Raw genomic sequence first — 18,913 nt, 5'->3', positions numbered from 1 at the left:
CAACAACCAAAACCAGACAGGAGCGGGACAGATGGATCGCAGGACGTTTCTGAAATCAAGCGCCGCGCTGGCCGCCGTCGGCACCGTGGCGATGCCTTACGTCGCCCGCGCGCAGGCGAGCGGACCGATCAAGATCGGCGTCATGGCGCCGCTCACAGGCGTCGTGGCGGCCGGCGGCCGCGAGATGGTGGACGGCTTCAACATGTATTGGGAGGAGCGCGGCTTCCAGTCCGGCGGCCGCAAGGTGGAACTGGTCGTCGAAGACGACGCGTCCAACCCCGATACCGCGCTCCAGAAGGCCCGCCGACTGGTCGAGCAGGCCAATGTGGACATGCTGTTCGGCAACCTGCTTGCCAACACCGGCCTTGCGGTGGCGAATTATGTGAAGGGCAACGGCACGCCCTATTTCATCCCGATCATCGCCGCCGACGATCTCACCCAGCGCAACCGCATCAAGAATGTGATCCGGGTTGCCGGCTACACCGCGAGCCAGTTCCCCCGTCCGCTCGCCGACTGGTGCCTGAAGCAGGGCTATCGCAAGGTCGCCACCATCAGCCAGGACTATACGTTCGGGCACGAGCAGTGCGGCGGCTTCTGCCAGACCTTCACCGAGGGCGGAGGCAAAGTGCTGGGCCAGTTCTGGCACCCACTTAACACCTCGGACTTCAGCCCTTATCTCGGCCAACTGGCCAATCTCGGTGCCGACGTCATCTTCTGCATGGAGACCGGCGCCGACGCCACCCGCCTGATGCAGCAATATGCGAACTTCGGCCTCAAGGGCCAGATCCCGCTGGTGGGCGCCATGAACGTCACCGACCAGTCGGTGATCCGCACCATGGGCGACGAGGTCGAGGGCGTGATCGTGGCCGCCCATTTCGCCGAAGGGTCGGACAATCCCCGCACCAAGGAGTTCGTCGCCGCTTACGGGAAGAAATTCTCGAAGCTGCCCTCGCTCTACGGCTTCTCCATGTATTCCGGCGCCATGTGGATCGATGAAGCGCTGAAGCCGCTCAACGGCGCCACCGCCGACCGCGACGCGTTCCTGGCCTCGGTGATGAAGACCGAACTCGTCAACTCGCCCTTGGGCACGACCGTGAAGCTCGATGCGTTCGGCAATCCGATCTACGACGTGTCGATCCGCAAGGTGGTCAAGAATGCGGAGGGCAAATATTGGAACGTGCCGATCGCGTCCTATCCCAACGTGTCGCAGTTCTGGAAATACGATCCGGAAACCTACATGAAGCAGCCTCCGTACTCGCGTGAGTTCCAGGGCATCAAGAAAAGCTGAGATGCCGAGGCGGAGCTTTCCCACACCCCCGGGGAGGCTTCTCATCGGCTGGCGAGAGGGGTGGGCTCAGCCCTGACGTCCACCCCTCTCGCTTCCCCTTCGCCAGCAGGCTGGCCGGCATAGAACCGAGGCGCCCCGCGTCGTGACCGATTTTCTGCAACTCGATTCCGTCACGGTCCAGTTCGGCGCTCTGCGCGCCGTGGATGCCGTGTCGATCCGCGTCCGCCATGGCGAGCGGCGGGCCATTATCGGCCCCAACGGCGCCGGCAAGACCACCTTGTTCAATGCCATCACCGGCGTCGTGAGCGCCACCTCCGGCAAGGTGATGTTCGCTGGCAAGGACGTGACCCGCGCGCCGGTGCACGAGCGCGCCCGGCGCGGCATGAGCCGGACTTTCCAGATCACCAATCTGTTTCCGAACCTCACGGTGGCGGAGAATATGCGCCTAGCCCTGCGGGGCCTCTCGCCGCGCAAATTTTCCTTCTTTGGCAAGGATGCGCTCGACGCGGAGGAAACCCGCCGCGCCGGCGCGGCGCTTGAGATTTCCCGCTTGCACACCCGGCGCGACGCTGCGGTGAAGGAATTGTCCTATGGCGAACAGCGCCAGCTGGAAATGGCCATGGCCCTGGTCGCCCAGCCCAAGCTGCTGCTGCTCGACGAACCCGCCGCCGGCCTCTCCCCGGCCGAGCGCGTGATCGTCTCCGACATCATCCGCGCCCTGCCGCGCGAGCTGACCCTGGTGCTGATCGAACACGACATGGACCTGATCCTCTCGCTGGTGGACTACGTCACCTGCCTCAACAACGGCAAGCTACTGGTGGAAGCGCCGCCATCGGAGATCCGGGGCAACAGCGACGTCCAGGACGTCTATCTCGGCAAGGCGCGGCACAATGCTTGAGGTCGAGGACATCCATTCCTATTACGGCGACGCCCATGTGCTCCACGGCGCGACCCTGAACGTCGGCAAGAGCGAGGTGGTCGCCCTGCTGGGCCGCAACGGCATGGGCAAGACCACCCTCATCCGCTCCATCATGGGGCTGTCGCCGCCCAACGTGCGGCAGGGCGCGGTACGCTGGAAGGGCAAGAGCCTGCTCGGCGTCGCCCCCCATCTCATCGCCCGCGGCGGCATCGCTTTGGTCCCCCAGGGCCGGCGGCTGTTTCCCTCGCTCACCGTGACCGAGCACCTCACCGTGCTGAAGCCCGCCAGCGCCACCCATGGCTGGACCGTGGCAAAGGCGTTCGAATTCTTCCCGCGCCTTGCCGAGCGCCGGCACCATCGCGGCAACCAATTGTCCGGCGGCGAGCGGCAGATGCTCGCGGTCGCCCGCGCCCTGATGATCGACCCCGAGCTGATCTTGATGGACGAGCCGTCCGAGGGCCTCGCGCCGGTAATGGTGCAGCATCTCGAAGGCATCATCGCTGAATTGAAGCGCGCCGGTCTCTCGATCCTGCTGGTGGAACAGAACCTCTACAGCGCGCTGGCCGTCTCTGACCGGGTCTACATCCTCGAAACCGGACGCGTGGTGCACGAGGCACCCGCCGCCGAAATCGCCGGCCAACCGGAAACCCTCACCCGCTTCCTCGGTGTGCACTGAAGGCCCTGACCATGACCGACGATGATTGGACAAGCCGCATCCGCGCGCTCAACGGCGTCACCCTCGATCCCGCCCAGGCTGCGGCGGCGCGCGACGTGGCGTTGCCGATCAATGCGACGATCGAAGCGGCGGCGTTGAAGCGGATCACGCTCGCCGATGCCCCCTGGAGCTTCGCCACCCTGTGCGCCAGCTTCGCCGCCCCAAGCACCGACACAAAGGCCAAGGCATGAGCGCAATGCAGGAATGGGGCGTCGTCGCCACGGCCGACGCCATCGCGAAGGGCGAGGTTTCCGCCGAGCAGGTGGCCACCCACGCCCTCGACCGGCTGGAGCGCATGGGTCCCCGGTTCAATGCCATCATGCTGATCACCCGCGACAGCGCGCTGGACGCGGCGCGGGCGGTGGACCAAGCGCGAGCGCGGGGCGAGACGCTCGGGCCGCTGGCCGGCGTCCCGCTCGCCCACAAGGATCTCTATTACCGTGCCGGGCGTGTGTGCACCGGTGGGTCGCTGATCCGCAAGGATTTCGTCCCCGACACCACCTCCACCGCCCTGGAGCGGCTGGACGCGGCGGGCGCGCTCGATCTCGGCACGCTGCATCTCGCCGAACTCGCGCTCTCGCCCACCGGCTTCAATGCCCAGTATGGCCACGGTCTGAACCCCTGGAACATCGCCTATGGACCGGGCGGCTCCTCCTCCGGCTCCGGCGCGGCGGTGGCGGCGCGGCTGGTGCCGGCGGCGCTCGGCTCGGATACCGCGGGATCCATCCGCCATCCCGCGGGCATGTGCGGCATCACCGGAATCAAGCCCACCCACGGCCTGGTGCCTCTTTATGGCGCCATGCCGCTCGCGCCCTCGCTGGATACGCTCGGACCGCTTGCCACGAGCGCGCGGGATGCGGCGCGCATCCTCTCCGTGATCGGCGGCCCGGATCCCCGTGACGCAGCCAGCGTGAACGCGAAGGTCCGCAACTACGAAGCGGGGCTCACGGGCGATCTCGCCGGCCTCACCATCGCGGTCCCGCAGGCCTATTATCGCGAGGCCGCGACGCCCGAGATCAACGCTCTGCTGGACGAAAGCCTTCGGGTGATGAAGGCCGCCGGTGCGCGCGTGATCGAGACCTCGGTGCCGGACATGGCCCTGATCAATGCCCTCATCATGCTGGTGATGGCCGTGGAGGGCGCGACCCTGCATCGCCGGGCTCTGGCGGAACGCCCGCAGGACATCGGCGCCCAGGTGCGCGCGCGCCTGATGCCGGGCCTCTCCTACCCCGCGACCCGTTACGCCGAGGCGTTGATGATGCGCGGCACCATCGCCCGCGAATGGCTCGCCACCGCCATGGGCGAGGCGGACATGGTGCACATCCCGACTTTCGCCATCCCGGTGCCCTCGATCGCCGAGACCACGCAGGCCGACTTCGCAACCGTGCTCGGCAAGCTCACCCATTGCACGCGCGGCATTAATTATCTGGGGTTGCCGGCGGTCGCCGTACCCTGCGGATTCACCTCCAATGGCCTGCCCGCTTCGTTCCAACTGGTCGGCCGCCCCTACGCCGAAGACGTGCTGCTGCGCGCGGCCGACGCGTATCAGCACTTGACCGACTTCCACACGCGCATTCCGCCGGACTGCGGCTCGCTCTGAGCCCGGCAGCAGGTTTGGTCACACTGCGTGGCGGGCGGTTGGCCCCGCCCGCCGAAGCCTGAAAACGCTCCTCCCGACCGGAGGCGGCGCGTTTTGGCATGTCTGCACGCAGAGAAAGTCTCTTTTTTAATCAAGTACTTGCTTAAAATTTGGCCTTGACCAAAACGGCATCGCTTCGTCTCATGTGGACAAATATCTGATCCGATATATCGCTGAGGATGACATGTCCCGTGTCGAAATCCGCCACCTGAGAAAAATCTATTCGGTCCCCGGAGGGGACGAGGTGGTTGCTCTTCAGGACTTCAGCTTGGACATCGCCACGGGCGAGTTCATCTGCCTGCTTGGTCCTTCCGGCTGCGGGAAGACTACGGCGCTCAACATCGTCGCCGGCCTGCTCAAGCAGTCGGGTGGCGAGGTGCGGGTGGATGAGCGCAAAGTCACCGGCCCCGGTCCCGACCGCGCCTATGTGTTTCAGGACTATGCGCTGTTTCCCTGGCTGACGGTGGCCGAGAACGTCGCCTTCGGGCTGGAATCCCAGGGCTGGCAAAAGACGCCGCGGCTGGAGCGGGCCCGCGCGATCCTCGCCGTCATGGGTCTCGACAAGTTCGCCGACGCCTATCCCAAGCAGCTCTCCGGCGGCATGCGCCAGCGCGTCTCCATCGCCCGCGCCCTGGCCGTCAATCCCAAGGTGCTGCTGATGGACGAGCCGTTCGCCGCGCTCGACGCCTTCACCCGGGCACAGCTTCAGGACGAGTTGCTCTCGATCTGGGAGGCCCTGCACAAGACGGTGCTGTTCGTCACCCACAACATCGACGAGGCGGTCCAGCTCGCCGACCGCATCGTCGTCATGACCTCCCGACCGGGGCGGATGAAGCTCGTGGTCGAGAACGATCTTCCCCGTCCCCGCGACGTGACCTCGCCGGCCTATCTCGAACGCGTCAATCAGGTGCGCGCTTCGCTCGGCGAGGAGATGGGGCTTGGCCATCACAAGACCTATCGCGGGCTCGCGGAAATCCTCGGCGCCGACGTGCCGGCCCCGGCAAAGGCAGGAGTCGACCATGTCGCCAATTGATGCGACCCCGTCCGTTGGCGGGGAGAGCGGCTCCCGCTCCCTGATCGATCGCCTGCGCGGTCCCCGCGCCACCCGCTTCGCCCATGCGGCGGTGGGGTATCTGTTCCTTGTGGGCTTGATTCTGCTCTGGCATCTCGCCGCCACCAGCGGCTTCTATCCGCGCCATCTTCTGCCGACCCCGACGGAGGTGGCGCAGGCGGTGCGCGAAGCTTTCGCCGACGGCGACCTGGTCCACAATGTGATGCGCTCGTTGGAGCGCCAGGTGGTGGGCTATGTGGCCTCGGTGGCGGTGGGCCTGCCGCTCGGCCTCGTGGTCGGCTGGTCGCGCTGGACGCAGAGCGCGCTGCAGACCACGATCCGCATCATCTATCCGATCCCCGGCGTCGCCTGGGTGCCGCTCGCGATCCTGTGGTTTGGGCTCGGCTTCAAGTCGATCATCTTCGCCATCTTCATCACTGCCGTCTTCCCGATCCTGGTAAACACCGCCGCCGGCGTCGCCGCCATCGACGAGCAATATATCCGGGTGGTGAAGGTGTTCGGCACCAAGCCGCTGCGCGCCTTCCTGCGGGTGGTGATCCCGGCCGCCATGCCTTTCATCCTCACGGGCCTGCGGCTCGGCTATGGCACCGGCTGGCGCGTCATCATCAGCGCCGAGATCCTCGCCGCGACCGACGGGCTCGGCTTCATGATCGACAACGCCCGCTGGCAGATGCGTCCGGACCTCGTGATCGGCGGCATGCTCATCATCGGCATCGTCGGATTGCTGGTGGAGACCGTGTTCTTCGACTGGCTCGAACGCCGCACCATCGGCCGCTGGGGCATGCAGCGCACCGATTGACCCTTCCCTTCCAGAACAGAACAGGAAAAGCCGACATGACAAGGCACGGATTTTCGTTCCGACCAGGGCGGTTGATCGCGGCCCTTTCCCTGTGCGCCGCCACGCTGTTCGGCGCGGCGCAGGCGAGCGCGGAGCCCTATCGGCCGCGTATCTTCGCCGGCTATCCCGGATGGGATCACCTGATGCCCTTCCTCGATGAGGAGCTGGGCATCTGGAAGGCGTACGGCATCGATCCGGTGTTCGACAGCGGCTCCTCCCAGCGCGTGAGCCAGGTGCTCCAGACCGGGGAATGGGACGCCGCCTATACCCAGATCGCCACCGCCCTCACCTATCGCGCCCGCGGCCTGCCGATTGTCATCGCCGGCGCCTCCAGCTACGGCTCGGCGACGGTGGTGGCCCGCAAGGACCTCGCCTCGGAGAAGGACATCAAGAATTTCGGCATCGTACGCCAGCTCGATACCATGCACCTGCTTGCCGCCGAGCACATCCTGCCGAGCCACGGCATCGATCCCAAGGGCGTGAAGTTCATCCAGGTGCCCCCGCCCGAGGCCGGCATCGCCCTCGAGCGCAAGGACATCGACGCCTATTACGTCTATGAGCCCTACGCCTCGCAGATGATCCAGAAAGGCCAGGCCAAGCTGCTGTGGGACTGGCGCGAAGTGTTCGCAAACGGCCAGATCTATCGCAACGCGCTGGTGCTGAATGAAGACTTCATCAAGGCGCACCCGGAAGAGGCCCGCAAGGTCGTATGGGCGCATCTCGCCGCGCTCGACATCATCCAGAAGGATCCCAAGCGCGCCGCCGAAGTGCTCGCCCGCCGCGCCAAGACCACCGTGGACGAGGCCATGCTCGGTTACGCCAAGGCGGGCTGGGACCAGCGCGAAATTCCGCAAGATTTCCTCAAGCTCACCGAGGACGACCTGCTGAAGTGGAAGGTCCTGCGCGCGCCCATCGACCTGAAGGCGGCGGTGGATTTTTCGCTCCAGCAGGGATACCGCCCGCCTGACGCAAAGTGAGCGGATGAAGCCCGAGCGAGGACGACCATCATGGGCCTGACAGACGGCGAAAAGCTGCTGCTCGGCAGCATTCCAAGCCGCAAGGACGCGGTGCTTCAAGTACTGCGCAACGCGATCATCGAGGGGCGGCTGGGACCTGGCGCGCGCCTCGAACCGGACCGCATCGCGGCCGACCTCGGCTGCAGCCGCATGCCGGTCCGCGAGGCACTCAAGGTGCTGGAGGTCGAAGGCCTCGTCACCTGCTTTCCGTTCCGCGGCACCGAGGTGTCGCAGTTGCGGGCCGAGGAGGTAGCGGAGCTGTTCGCCATGCGCACCGCCCTCGAATGCCTCGCGCTGACGCGGTCGGTGCCCAACCTCACCGACCAGGAACTCGCCAAGATGGGCGAGATCCTGGTCACCATGGATGCGCCGCAGGACCGGGCGCGCTGGCGCGAGCTGAACCAGCGCTTCCATTCCATCATCAACGCCGCCAGCGGCTGGCCGCGCCTCGTGGAGCAGATCGACGTGCTGCGCCGGAACGTGGAACGCTACGTGCGCATCTGGGTCGACAGCGCGGGATACGAGACACCCCAGCGCCAGCACTGGGCGTTGTACGAGGCCTGCCGCGCCCGCGACGTGGACGCGGCGCAACGGGTGCTGACGGAGCATTTCCGCGACACCGCCGACATGGTGCAGCGGGTGGCCGCCGAACGCGCGATCGCGTCCCCCGCCCCGCCGCACCCCGCCGAGACGCACTGACTTTCAAAGGACCGAACATGCCGACAGTCGCGGAATGGTTCCTGCGGGGCCTCGCGCTCCATGACGTGGACGCCATCTTCATCAATCCCGGCACCGATACGCCGGCGCTCCAGGAAGCCTATGCCAGCCTGACCCACCAGCAGGTGAAGCTGCCCAAGCTCGTCACCTGCCCGCACGAGGTGATCGCCTGCGCGGCAGCGCAAGGGGCCTATCTCACCACTGGCCGCGCCCAGGTGGCGCTGGTGCATGTGGACGTGGGCACGGCCAATGCCGCCGGCGCGCTCAACGATGCCCGCGCCTCCCAGATCCCGATCCTGCTGTGCGCCGGCATGTCGCCGTCCGCCCTCGATTCCTCGGTGCCCGGCGGGCGCTCGAAATTCATCAACTGGCACCAGGACGTGCCGGACCAGCACGCCTTGGTGCGCAATTACACGAAGTGGACGCAGACCGTCTCCGTGCCCGCCGCCATCGGCCCTGCGGTGGACCGCGCCTTCCAGATCGCCAACAGCGAGCCGCAGGGGCCGGTCTATATGGCGTTCCCGCGCGAGACGCTGATGAGCGAAGTGGAGGACGGCGGGCTGATCGGCCCCGCGCGCATCCGCTCGGTGCGCCAGGGCACGCTGTCGCTGGATGAGGCGGAGGCGATCGTCGAGCGCCTCATCGCCGCCCGCAACCCGCTGCTCGTGACCGCCTATGTCGGCCGCACGCCGGAGCTGCGCCGCGCCTTCGTGGAGCTGGCCGAGCTGACCGGCGCCGGCATCACCGAATATCGCGGCCGCTTCAACGCTCCCCTGGAGCACCCGCAGCACCTCGGCTTCAACCCGGAGCAGCAGGTGGTGGATGCCGACCTGATGGTGGTGGTGGACCACGACGTGCCGTTCGTCCCCGCCGATCTCACCTTGCAGGACGACGTCCACATCATCCACATCGGCAATGATCCGATCCAGCAGCGCTGGACCACCTGGGGCTTTCCCAGCGACACGGTGCACAGCGTGAATGTGGCCCGCGCCCTCGACGCCCTCATCGCCGCGGCCCGCACGCGCGCGGACGATCCACGCATCGCGGCGCGCAAGGCGAACATCGCGGCGCGCCATGAAAAGATGATGGCGGACCGCGACCAGCGGCGCGCGGCGGCGCTTTCGGGCGGCGCCATATCGCCCATGGAAGTCGGTGCGATCCTCGCGCGCGTCGCCCCCGAGGCGATGGTGATCGAGGAGGCCGTGACCTCCGGCAATCCGTTCGCCTACGGCTTCACGCCCGGCGAAGAGGGCAGCTATTATCGCAACGGCGGCTCTTATCTGGGATGGGCGCTCGGAGCTTCGCTCGGCGCGAAGCTCGGCGATCCCGACCGGCTGGTGGTGACCGTGGTCGGCGATGGGGCCTTCATGTTCGGCGCGCCCACGCCGGCCCTCTGGGCGGCGCGGCAGAACGGCGTGCCGCTGCTGGTGATCGTGCTGAACAACGAGAGCTACAATTCCGTGGTCCTCGCCTCGCGCCAGGATTTTCCGGACGGCGCGCAGGAACAGTTCGGGCACGTGGGCAGCCTGCTGCCCCAATCGCCCGCATTCGAGACCCTAGCGGAAGCGTGCGGCGCCTTCGGGCGGCGCGTCACCCGCATGGACGATGTCGAACCGGCGCTCCTCGAAGCGCTCGCGGCGGTTCGCTCGGGCCGCAGCGCCGTGCTCAACATCATGACCGAAGCTTCGCGGCGGCCGCTCTGAGCCCGTCGCCTTCCCAGATCGAGGAGAGTGCCATGTTCACCCCCGGTGGAGCGGAACCGCTCGGCCTTTACATCAACGGCGCCTATGTGCCCTCGGCCTCGGGCCGCGTGCTCGATGTGCGCAACCCCAAGAACGGAGCGCTCGTGGGCCGCGTCGCGGAAGGCGATGCCGCCGACATCGAGCGCGCCGTCCAGGCGGCGGAAGCCGCTTTCCCCGTTTGGTCCGGCCTCACCGGGGCCGAGCGCGGCGACATCATGCATCGCGCCGCGGCGATCCTGAAGGCCCGCCTTCCCGAGATCGTCGGCATCGAGGTGGACCAGATCGGCCGCGCGCGGCGCGAGATGACCGCCCAGCTGGCGCGCCTGCCGGAATGGTTCAGCTATTTCGGCGCCGTCGCCCGCACCCATGAGGATACGGTGCCCCCGTTCGGCGGCAATTATCTCAACTACACCCGGCGCGTGCCGCTCGGCGTGGTGGGGCATGTCACGCCCTGGAACCACCCGCTGCTGATCCTGGTGAAAAAGGTCGCGCCCTCCATGGCGGCCGGCAACACCATGGTGGTCAAGCCGAGCGAGCTTGCGCCCATCACGCCTCTGTTGCTCGCCGAAGTGTTCAAAGAAGCCGGCGTACCGGACGGCGTCTATAATGTCGTGCCCGGCTACGGCGCGAGCGCGGGCCATGCGCTGACCACCCATCCCCGCATCAAGAAGATCGACCTGACCGGCGGCACCGAGACCGGCAAGGCGGTGGCGGCGCTCGCCGCGCAGAACCTCACCAAGGTCTCGGCCGAGCTCGGCGGCAAGGCCTCGGTGGTCGTGTTCGGCGATACCGATGTCGACCGGGCGGTCGCGGCCACCCTGTTCGCGTCCTTCATCGCCGCCGGCCAGACCTGCGTGCAGGGCGCGCGGCTGGTGGTGCACCGCTCGATCCATGACGCGGTGGTCGAGAAGCTGGTGGCCCGCGCCAATGCGATCCGCATCGGCGATCCCCAGGACCCCGCCACCCAGATGGGCCCCCTGGTCTCCGAGAAGCAGCGCGCCCTCACCGAACGCTATGTGAACATCGGCCTCGCCGAAGGCGCGACCCTGGCGGCGGGCGGTAGGCGGCCGGAAGGCGCGCAATTCGAAACCGGCTTCTTCTTCACGCCCACCATCTTCACCGACGTCACCAATGAGATGCGGATCGCCCAGGAAGAGATTTTCGGGCCGGTGGTGTGCGTGCTGCCGTTCGAGACCGAGGCGGAGGCGATCGCGCTCGCCAACGGCACCATCTTCGGCCTCGCGACCTCCATCTGGACCCGCGATCTCTCCCGCGCCCACCGCGTCGCCCACGCCATGCAGAGCGGCATCGTGTGGATCAACGACCACCACCGCATCGACCCCTCCTCCCCGTGGGGCGGGTTCAAGATGAGCGGCATTGGGCGCGAGAACGGCCTGATCGCCTACCAGGAATACACCCAGATCCAGAACGTGATCGTCAACCTCTCCGATGCGCCGTTCGACTGGTACGCGGAAGACGGTGTCGAAAAGAGGTATTCGTGATGCGTATCGACATCCACAGCCACGTCATCCCCCCGCGCATTCTCGACGCCATCGCCGCCGATCCCAAGGGATTTGCCGCCCGCGTCGAGGGCACGGGCGCGCAGCGGCGGATGGTGCACGAGCAGGGCTATGTCTATCCCCTGTTCGAGGAATTCATCGACCCCGCCACCAAGCTGAAGGTGATGGACCGCAAGGGGCTCGACCTCTCCATCGTCTCCACCGCCCCGCCCATGTTCTATTATTGGGCCGAGCCGGACCTCGCCGCCACCGCCGCGCGGCTCGTCAATGACGGCATCGCGGAAATGGTCGCGACCGCGCCGGACCGCCTGCGCGGCATGGCGAGCGTGCCCATGCAGCATCCCGAGCTGGCGGTCGTCGAGCTGGAACGGGCGGTGAAGACCCACGGCTTCCGCGCGGTCGAGATCGGCACCACCATCGAGGGCGTGCAGCTCGCCGATCCGCGCTTCCGCCCGTTCCTGCGCAAGGCCCGCGACCTCGGCGTGCTGGTGTTCATCCACCCCTATTACGTCGGCGCGAAAGCCGGGCTGGAGGCCTATTACCTCACCAATCTCGTGGGCAATCCCGTCGACACCACCGTGTCGCTGGTGAACCTGCTGTTTTCCGGCGCGCTGGACGAACTCGCCGGACTGAAGATGCTGGTGGCCCACGGCGGCGGCTATCTGCCCTATCAGATCGGTCGCCTGGTGCACGGGCAGAAGGTGCGTGCGGAGCCCAAGGCGCTCACCACCACCTCGCCCCGCGACCTGCTGCGCACGCTCTATTTCGACACCATCCTGTTCGACCCGCAGGCGCTGCGCCATCTCGTGGACGTCGTGGGCGCGGACCATGTGGCGCTGGGCACCGACGCGCCGTTCGACATGGGCGACGAGACCCCGCTGGAGAGCCTCGCCGCCGTCCCCGGCCTTTCGGATGCGGAGCGCGCGCGCATCGGCGCCGGCACCGCGCTGGCCCTGCTGGACGGGGCGGCCTGACCCTCGCCCGGTCTTGCACCCGTAACGCCTGGACGAAACGCCCGGCCCCGGTCACGGACCGGGGCCGTTCGCATCAGGCGGTGCGCGGCGCGCGATCCCCGCGCACCAGGCCGACCAGCTTCATGATGACCGGCCAGAACAGCATGAGCAGCGCCAGCGTGGTGATGGTGCCGACGAGCCCGTTGGACCAGAACACCCCCATGTTGCCGCGCGCGCCGATCATCGCCTGTCGGAAGGCGTCCTCGGCCTTGTCGCCCAGGACCAAGGCGAGCACCAGGGGCGCCAGGGGATAATCGAGCTTCTTGAAGACATAGCCCACCACGCCGAACGCCAGCATCAGCCAGATGTCGAACATGGCGTTCTGCACCGCGAACGCGCCCACCGCGCACGACACGATGATCATCGGCGCGATGGTGGCGAACGGCACCCGCAGCACCGCCGCAAACAGCGGCACGGTCGCCAGAACGATGATCAGCCCCGCGATATTGCCGAGATACATGGAGGCGATGAGGCCCCACACGAAGTCCGGGTGCTCGGTAAACAGCAGCGGGCCGGGCTGAAGCCCCCACACCATCAACCCGCCCAGCAGCACCGCCGCCGTGCCAGAGCCGGGAATGCCGAGCGCCAGCATGGGCAGAAGCGCGGCGGTGCCGGCGGCATGGGCAGCGGTTTCGGGCGCCAGCACGCCATCGATGCGGCCCTTGCCGAACCCCTCCTTATCGCGGGCGAAGCGCTTGGCGAGATTATAGCCCATGAAGGAAGCGGCGATCGCCCCACCCGGCGTGATGCCGAGCCAACAGCCGATGATCGAGGAGCGAAGCAACGTCACCCAATAGCGCGGCAGCGTCTTCCAGGTCTCCCACACCACCTTCATGCGGATCACCGCCTTCTGCCCCTTGAAGGCCAGTTGGTCTTCCATGGTGAGCAGGATCTCGCTGATGCCGAACAGGCCGATGACCGCCACCAGGAAATCGAACCCGCGCAGCAGCTCCACCGAGCCGTAGGTCATGCGCAACTGGCCCGACACCGTATCCATGCCCACCGCGGCCAGCAGAAAGCCGACGATGAGGGAAATGACGATCTTGTGCTTGTGTTCGCGCCCGAGACCGACAAACGAGCAGAAGGTAAGGAGATAGACCGCGAAGAATTCCGGCGGACCGAACCAGATGGCGAATTCCGCGATGCTCGGCGCGAGAAAGGTGATCAGCAGCACCGCCACCAGCGACCCCACGAAGGAGGCGGTGAAAGCGGCGGTCAGCGCCTCCGCCGCCTGGCCTTTCTGTGCCATGGGATAGCCATCGAAGGTGGTCGCCACCGACCAGGCTTCGCCGGGAATATTGAACAGGATGGAGGTGATCGCCCCACCGAACAGCGCGCCCCAATAGAGGCAGGACAGCATCACGATGGCGGAGGTGGGGTCCATGGAGAAGGTGAGCGGCAGCAGGATGGCGACACCGTTCGGCCCGCCGAGCCCCGGCAGCACGCCCACCAGGATGCCGAGCGTGATGCCCACCAGCATCAGCAGCATCTTATCGAAGGTGAGCAGAACTTCGAACCCGTGCATCAAGGAGAGGAGCGCGTCCATGTCAGTACTCCTCAGAGACCGAAGGCCGCTTCAAGCGGACCCTTGGGCATCAGGACGGTGAATTGCACGTCGAAGACGTAGAACATAAAGGCGGTGAAGATCGCCGCCGTGAGCAGCGCCTTCCAAACCGGCGCCTTGCCGAGCCAGATCATGAATCCGGCCACCAGAACGAAGCTGGCGACATAGATTCCGAGCAATTGGATGAGGGCCACGAAGATCAGCGTGGGCACGAACACCTGCATCACCCGCCGCGCCTGCCCTCGCGTGACGAAGCCGTCCTGCCCACCCGGATCGGTGAGGCTGCGGGCGACCCCGACGAGTGCCGCCACGCCCATGATCATGCAGAGATAGAAGGGGAAATACCCCGCCTCCGGCCCGTCCGGCGCCCAGGCTATGCCGACCTGCCAATTGTCATAGGCCAGCGCCATGGCGATCAGGAACAGAAGGACGGAGACCGAGAGATCCACCGTGCGGCGGGAGATCACCGCCCGGTCGTCGGGCGCGTCGGAAGGATGAAGGTCGGCGGACATGGCGGGCTCCGCGGAAGGCAAAAGGGTGAAGTATCCCCGAGGGGAAGCTGGCGTTAGCTCCCTCCCCCGCGTGCGGGAGAGGGCTTTGCGCCGGAGTCACAAAGACATCAGTGCGAGGCGATGAAGCCGGCTTCGGTCATCAGCGCCTTGTGGCGTGCCTCGTCCTCCTGGAGGAACTTGGTCATGGCCTCGCCCTCGATATAGGCCGCCTTCAGCGCCTGGTTCTTCAGGTAATCCTTGTATTCAGGCGTCTGCGCGATCTTGCGGAACAGATCCTGATAGAAGGCGACCTGATCGGGCGTGACCTTTCCCGGCAGGAAGATGCCGCGCAGCATCGTGTAGTCGATGTCGAGCCCGACTTCCTTGCAGGTGGGAATGTCCTTCCACGCCATGTCGGGCGTGACCTTCTCGTCGTAGGGCAGGCGCGTGGTGTCGAACAGGCACAGCGCCCGCACCTGCCCGGCACGCCATTGGGCGACGTTCTCGGACGGGTTGTTGACGTTGGCCTCGGTGTGGTTGCCCACCAATTGGGTCGCCGCCTCGCCGCCGGACTTGTAGGGGATATAGGCGAACTTCGCGCCGGTCGCCTTCTCGATGGCGGCGGTGAGGATCTGGTCCTCGCGCTTGGAGCCGGTGCCACCCATGCGCAGGGTCTCGGTGCCGGCCTTCTTGGCGGCGGCAGCGAATTCGGCGGTCGTCTTGTAGGGCGCGGTGGAATTCACCCACAACACGAATTCGTCGAGCGCGATGATCGCCACCGGCGTCATGTCTTTCCAGGAGAAGGGCAGTTTCGCGGAGAATGGCAACGTATAGATGGACGACTGGGCGATGATGAACTTGTAGGGATCGCCCGCGCTGGCCTTCATGTCCATGAGGCCTTCGCCGCCGGAGGCGCCGCCTTTCAGCGAGACCACGGTGGGCACCTTCAGCAGATTGTTCTTCTGCACGGCGGCCTGAATCATGCGCGCCATCTGGTCGGTGGCGCCGCCCGCTCCGGCGGGCACGATGATCTCGATGGGCTTTGTGGGCTCCCAGGCGAGGGCGGGGGCGGCGGCGCACAGGCCGCCGGCAAAGATGGCGGCGACGGCACCGCGTTTAAGCTCGGCACTCCACATGGCTTCCTCCTTGATGTCCGGCGCCTTTGCGACGCTCGTTCGGGCTGTTGATTTGAAGCTTGTTACGCACCTATTGCGCGGCCTCCTGCGCCTCCCGCTTCTGGTCCACGCCGGCCGCGAGGCTGCGGGAGAGGAGACGGGCGACATGGATCGCGGAGCGTTTGGCGCCGTCCGCGATCTGATGCCGGCAGGAGGTTCCGTCGGCGACGAGGATGGTATCCTCGCTCGCCGCGCGCACCGCCGGCAGCAGCGAGAGTTCCGCCATGGCCAGCGACACGTCGATGGTGTCCGCCCCATAGCCGAACGCGCCCGCCATGCCGCAGCAGCTGGATTCGATGGTTTCCACCTTCAGCCCCGGCACGAGGCGCAGCGTCTTCTCCACCGCGCCCATGGCGGCGAACGCCTTCTGATGGCAATGGCCGTGCAGCAAAGCGCTGCCCTCAATCGCACCGAGCGGCAAAGAAAGACGGCCCTGGTCGTGCTCGCGGGCGAGGAACTCCTCGAACAGCAGGGCATGGGCGGCGAGCCGCTCCGCCGCCGGGCTTTTCAGCAGCGCCGGCACCTCGTCGCGGAAGGTGAGCAGGCAGCTCGGCTCCAGGCCCACCACCGGCACGCCGCGTACAAGAAACGGTTCGAGCGCGGCGATCACCCGCTCGGCTTCCGCCTTGGCAAGATCCGGCCGGCCCACCGAAAGGAAGGTGCGCCCACAGCACAGCGGCCGCCCGCCATCGCGTGGCGCGGCGAGGTGCACCCGGTAGCCGCCGGCGACGAGCACCTCCAGCGCCGCGTCGAGATTCTCCTTCTCGAACGCGCGGTTGAAGGTGTCGGCGAACAGCACTACTTCGCGGCCATCGGGATCGCCGTACATCGCCCCCTTGGGCGCGAACACGTCGCGCCGCCAACGCGGCAGGGCGCGACCGGCGCTGAAGCCGGTCAGGATTTCGGAGAGCTGAGCGGCCCCCGGCAGGCGGTCCCGCAAATTCAGCAGGGGCGCGAATTGCGCGGCCCAGGGTGCATAACGCGGCAGCCAGCCCACGAGGCGATCGCGCAGGGAATGGCCATATGTCTGCGCCCGCGCGGCCAGCACCTCGATCTTCATGCGCGCCATGTCGACGCCGGTCGGGCATTCGCGCCGGCAGCCCTTGCAGGAAACGCACAGCTTCAGCGTCTCTGCCATCTCGTCGGAGGTGAAGGCATCCGGGCCCAATTGGCCGGTGACGGCGAGGCGCAGCGTATTGGCCCGGCCGCGCGTCACGTCCTTCTCGTCACGGGTGACACGATAGGAGGGGCACATGGTGCCGCCGGAGAGCTTCCTGCACGCGCCGTTGTTGTTGCACATCTCCACCGCGCCCTGGAACCCGCCGCCGGAGCCGGAATAGGCCGACCAGTCGAGCTGCGTTTCCATGGGCAGGCCGGCATAGCCGGGGCCGTAGCGCATCACGCTGCGGTCGTCGAATTTCGGTGCCCGCACGATCTTGCCGGGATTGTAGAGGCCGTCCGGATCGAAGCGGTCCTTCACCTCGGCAAAGGCGTTCGCGAGCCGCGTGCCAAACATGGTCTCGTGGAATTCCGAGCGCACGATCCCGTCGCCATGCTCGCCGGAATGGGAGCCCTTGTAGGATTTCACCAGCGCGAACGCCTCCTCGGCGATCGCGCGCATGGCTTTGAGATCCTTGTCCTGGCGCAGGTTCAGCACCGGGCGCACATGCAGGCAGCCTTCCGAGGCATGGGCATACCAGGTGCCGCGCGTGCCGTGCTTCTCGAACACCTGGGTCAGCTGGCTCGTGTATGCGGCGAGATGCTCCAGCGGCACCGCGCAATCCTCCACGAAGGACACCGGCTTTCCCGCTTCCTTCATGGACATCATGATGTTGAGGCCGGACGTGCGCACATCGGCGATGGCCGCCTGGAGCGCAGGATCCAGAACATCCACCACCCCGCCCCATTTGGCGCCGGCGCGGTCCCAGCCGAAGCCGAGATCGCCCATCATCTGGTGCAGGCGCTCCAGGCGCAGGGCGTTTTCCGCGTCGCTCTCTGCGAATTCCACCAGCAGGATCGCTTCCGGCGTGCCGCGCACGAACTGGCGCAGCGTCGGGCGGAACATGGCGATGTCGGAGGCGAGCGCGAGCAAGGTGAAATCCACCAGCTCCACCGCGATAGGCTTCAGCTTCACCAGATGCTGGGCCGCGTCCATCGCCTCGTAGAAACTGCCGAAATGGCAGGCGCCGAGCGCGCGCTTGCCGAGCACCGGCCACAGCTTCAATTCGATGCGGGTGGAGAAGGCGAGCGTGCCTTCCGAGCCCACCAGCAGATGGGCGAGGTTCAGCGGCTTGCCCGGCAACAAGGCATCGAGATTATAGCCGCCGACGCGGCGCTGGACCTTGGGAAAGCGGGCCGCGACCTCGTCCGCCTCGCGGGCGCCGAGCGCCAGCAGGTCCTGGGCCAGCGGTAGGAGCGGCGAGCCGGTCTCAATCTCGTGCAGATTGGCGGAGACCGCGCCGAAATGCGCCGGCGTGCCATCGGCCAACACGGCGTCGAGGGAGATCACATTGTCTCGCATGGTGCCGTAGCGCAGCGAGCGGCCGCCGCAGGAATTATTCCCCGCCATGCCGCCGATGGTGGCGCGCGAGGCGGTGGAGACGTCCACCGGGAACCACAGGCCGTGCGGCTTCAGCTGGCGGTTCAATTCATCCAGCACGATGCCCGGCTCGACCACGCAGCGCCGACCCGCCACGTCGAGGTCGAGGATGCGCGTCAAATGCTTGGAGCAATCCACCACCAGGGCGTCATTGAGGGTCTGGCCGCATTGGGAGGTGCCGCCGCCGCGCGGCAGCACGCGGGCGCCCTCTTCCCGCGCTAACGCGATGGCGCGCTCCGCCTCGTCCACCGAGCGGGGCACGACCACGCCCACGGGCATCATCTGATAGACCGAGGCGTCGGTCGCATAGCGGCCACGGCTGAAGCGGTCGAACAGCACGTCGCCGGTGGTCTCGGCACGCAGCCGACGTTCCAATCCGGGCATCAGACGTGCCGCCATCCTCGCATCTCCCACCCTGGCGCCTTCACTTCCGGTCTCATCGCCGGACTTGAAACTGATTTTGCATTCATAATTCATTTCATGCAAGATGCGTTTCGCGCGCCGCTGTCGTCGCCTCGTGTCCAGCCCTGGGAAGGTGCCGGACGACGAAGGCCAATGACCTGAAAGGGCGCGCTAAATCGCGGCGGGGTGAATCCCGCCGCCAA

General features: G+C 66.7%; 16 protein-coding genes. 12 read left to right on the top strand and 4 right to left on the bottom strand.

All coding sequences use genetic code 11. The features are described 5' to 3' along the window. Nucleotides 1-31: 31 nt before the first annotated feature. The 12 genes from V5F77_RS07960 (at nt 32) to V5F77_RS07905 (ending at nt 12,440) form a co-directional block, all read left to right on the top strand. Nucleotides 32-1,288, top strand: coding sequence for an ABC transporter substrate-binding protein (locus tag V5F77_RS07960; RefSeq protein ID WP_429004805.1), 1,257 nt, complete (start codon nt 32-34; stop codon nt 1,286-1,288). Between the two features lie 142 nt (nt 1,289-1,430). Continuing rightward, a complete protein-coding gene (locus V5F77_RS07955) occupies nt 1,431-2,186 on the top strand; it encodes an ABC transporter ATP-binding protein (RefSeq protein ID WP_429004804.1) in 756 nt (251 codons plus the stop codon). Next, on the top strand, nt 2,179-2,883 hold the full coding sequence (locus V5F77_RS07950) for an ABC transporter ATP-binding protein (protein WP_429004803.1): 705 nt from the start codon (nt 2,179-2,181) through the stop codon (nt 2,881-2,883). The genes V5F77_RS07955 and V5F77_RS07950 overlap by 8 nt, the downstream gene beginning before the upstream one ends. An 11-nt stretch (nt 2,884-2,894) precedes the next feature. Beyond that, nucleotides 2,895-3,113 carry a hypothetical protein gene (locus tag V5F77_RS07945; protein WP_429004802.1) on the top strand — a complete coding sequence of 73 codons (219 nt, stop codon included), beginning with the start codon at nt 2,895-2,897 and terminating at the stop codon, nt 3,111-3,113. Next, the gene (locus tag V5F77_RS07940; protein ID WP_429004801.1) at nt 3,110-4,522 is read left to right on the top strand and encodes an amidase; all 1,413 of its coding nucleotides are present in this window, start codon (nt 3,110-3,112) and stop codon (nt 4,520-4,522) included. Before V5F77_RS07945 ends, V5F77_RS07940 begins: the two co-directional genes overlap by 4 nt. Nucleotides 4,523-4,745: 223 nt before the next feature. Next, on the top strand, nt 4,746-5,594 hold the full coding sequence (locus V5F77_RS07935) for an ABC transporter ATP-binding protein (RefSeq protein WP_429004800.1): 849 nt from the start codon (nt 4,746-4,748) through the stop codon (nt 5,592-5,594). Then, nucleotides 5,581-6,432 (top strand): ABC transporter permease, encoded by an 852-nt coding sequence (locus V5F77_RS07930; protein WP_429004799.1) that lies wholly within the window; start codon nt 5,581-5,583, stop codon nt 6,430-6,432. Before V5F77_RS07935 ends, V5F77_RS07930 begins: the two co-directional genes overlap by 14 nt. Nucleotides 6,433-6,467: 35 nt before the next feature. Next, nucleotides 6,468-7,448, top strand: a complete 981-nt coding sequence (locus V5F77_RS07925) for an ABC transporter substrate-binding protein (protein WP_429004798.1) — start codon at nt 6,468-6,470, stop codon at nt 7,446-7,448. Nucleotides 7,449-7,478: 30 nt separating this feature from the next. After that, nucleotides 7,479-8,186, top strand: a complete 708-nt coding sequence (locus V5F77_RS07920) for a GntR family transcriptional regulator (protein ID WP_429004797.1) — start codon at nt 7,479-7,481, stop codon at nt 8,184-8,186. A gap of 17 nt (nt 8,187-8,203) precedes the next feature. After that, on the top strand, nt 8,204-9,907 hold the full coding sequence (locus tag V5F77_RS07915) for a thiamine pyrophosphate-requiring protein (protein WP_429004796.1): 1,704 nt from the start codon (nt 8,204-8,206) through the stop codon (nt 9,905-9,907). A 32-nt stretch (nt 9,908-9,939) separates the two neighbouring features. Beyond that, a complete protein-coding gene (locus V5F77_RS07910; RefSeq protein WP_429004795.1) occupies nt 9,940-11,448 on the top strand; it encodes an aldehyde dehydrogenase in 1,509 nt (502 codons plus the stop codon). Then, nucleotides 11,448-12,440, top strand: a complete 993-nt coding sequence (locus V5F77_RS07905) for an amidohydrolase family protein (RefSeq protein ID WP_429004794.1) — start codon at nt 11,448-11,450, stop codon at nt 12,438-12,440. The genes V5F77_RS07910 and V5F77_RS07905 overlap by 1 nt, the downstream gene beginning before the upstream one ends. Before the next feature lie 73 nt (nt 12,441-12,513). Here the strand turns inward: V5F77_RS07905 and V5F77_RS07900 are convergent, their stop codons facing one another. The 4 genes from V5F77_RS07900 to V5F77_RS07885 all read right to left on the bottom strand — a co-directional run bounded on the left by V5F77_RS07900 (nt 12,514) and on the right by V5F77_RS07885 (nt 18,707). Next, nucleotides 12,514-14,025 (bottom strand): tripartite tricarboxylate transporter permease, encoded by a 1,512-nt coding sequence (locus V5F77_RS07900; RefSeq protein ID WP_429004793.1) that lies wholly within the window; start codon nt 14,023-14,025, stop codon nt 12,514-12,516. Between the two features lie 11 nt (nt 14,026-14,036). Further along, nucleotides 14,037-14,555: a tripartite tricarboxylate transporter TctB family protein gene (locus V5F77_RS07895; protein WP_429004792.1), complete on the bottom strand. Its 519-nt coding sequence runs from the start codon at nt 14,553-14,555 to the stop codon at nt 14,037-14,039. A 107-nt stretch (nt 14,556-14,662) separates the two neighbouring features. After that, on the bottom strand, nt 14,663-15,670 hold the full coding sequence (locus V5F77_RS07890) for a Bug family tripartite tricarboxylate transporter substrate binding protein (protein WP_429004791.1): 1,008 nt from the start codon (nt 15,668-15,670) through the stop codon (nt 14,663-14,665). A gap of 70 nt (nt 15,671-15,740) precedes the next feature. Further along, nucleotides 15,741-18,707, bottom strand: coding sequence for an FAD-binding and (Fe-S)-binding domain-containing protein (locus V5F77_RS07885; RefSeq protein ID WP_429004790.1), 2,967 nt, complete (start codon nt 18,705-18,707; stop codon nt 15,741-15,743). Nucleotides 18,708-18,913: the final 206 nt, after the last annotated feature.

This window comes from Roseixanthobacter psychrophilus, from assembly GCF_043195195.1.
Taxonomy (GTDB): Bacteria; Pseudomonadota; Alphaproteobacteria; order Rhizobiales; family Xanthobacteraceae; genus NCEH01.
Note: the sequence above shows the minus strand (reverse complement) of the source record. Positions and strands in the feature narration are given on the sequence as shown.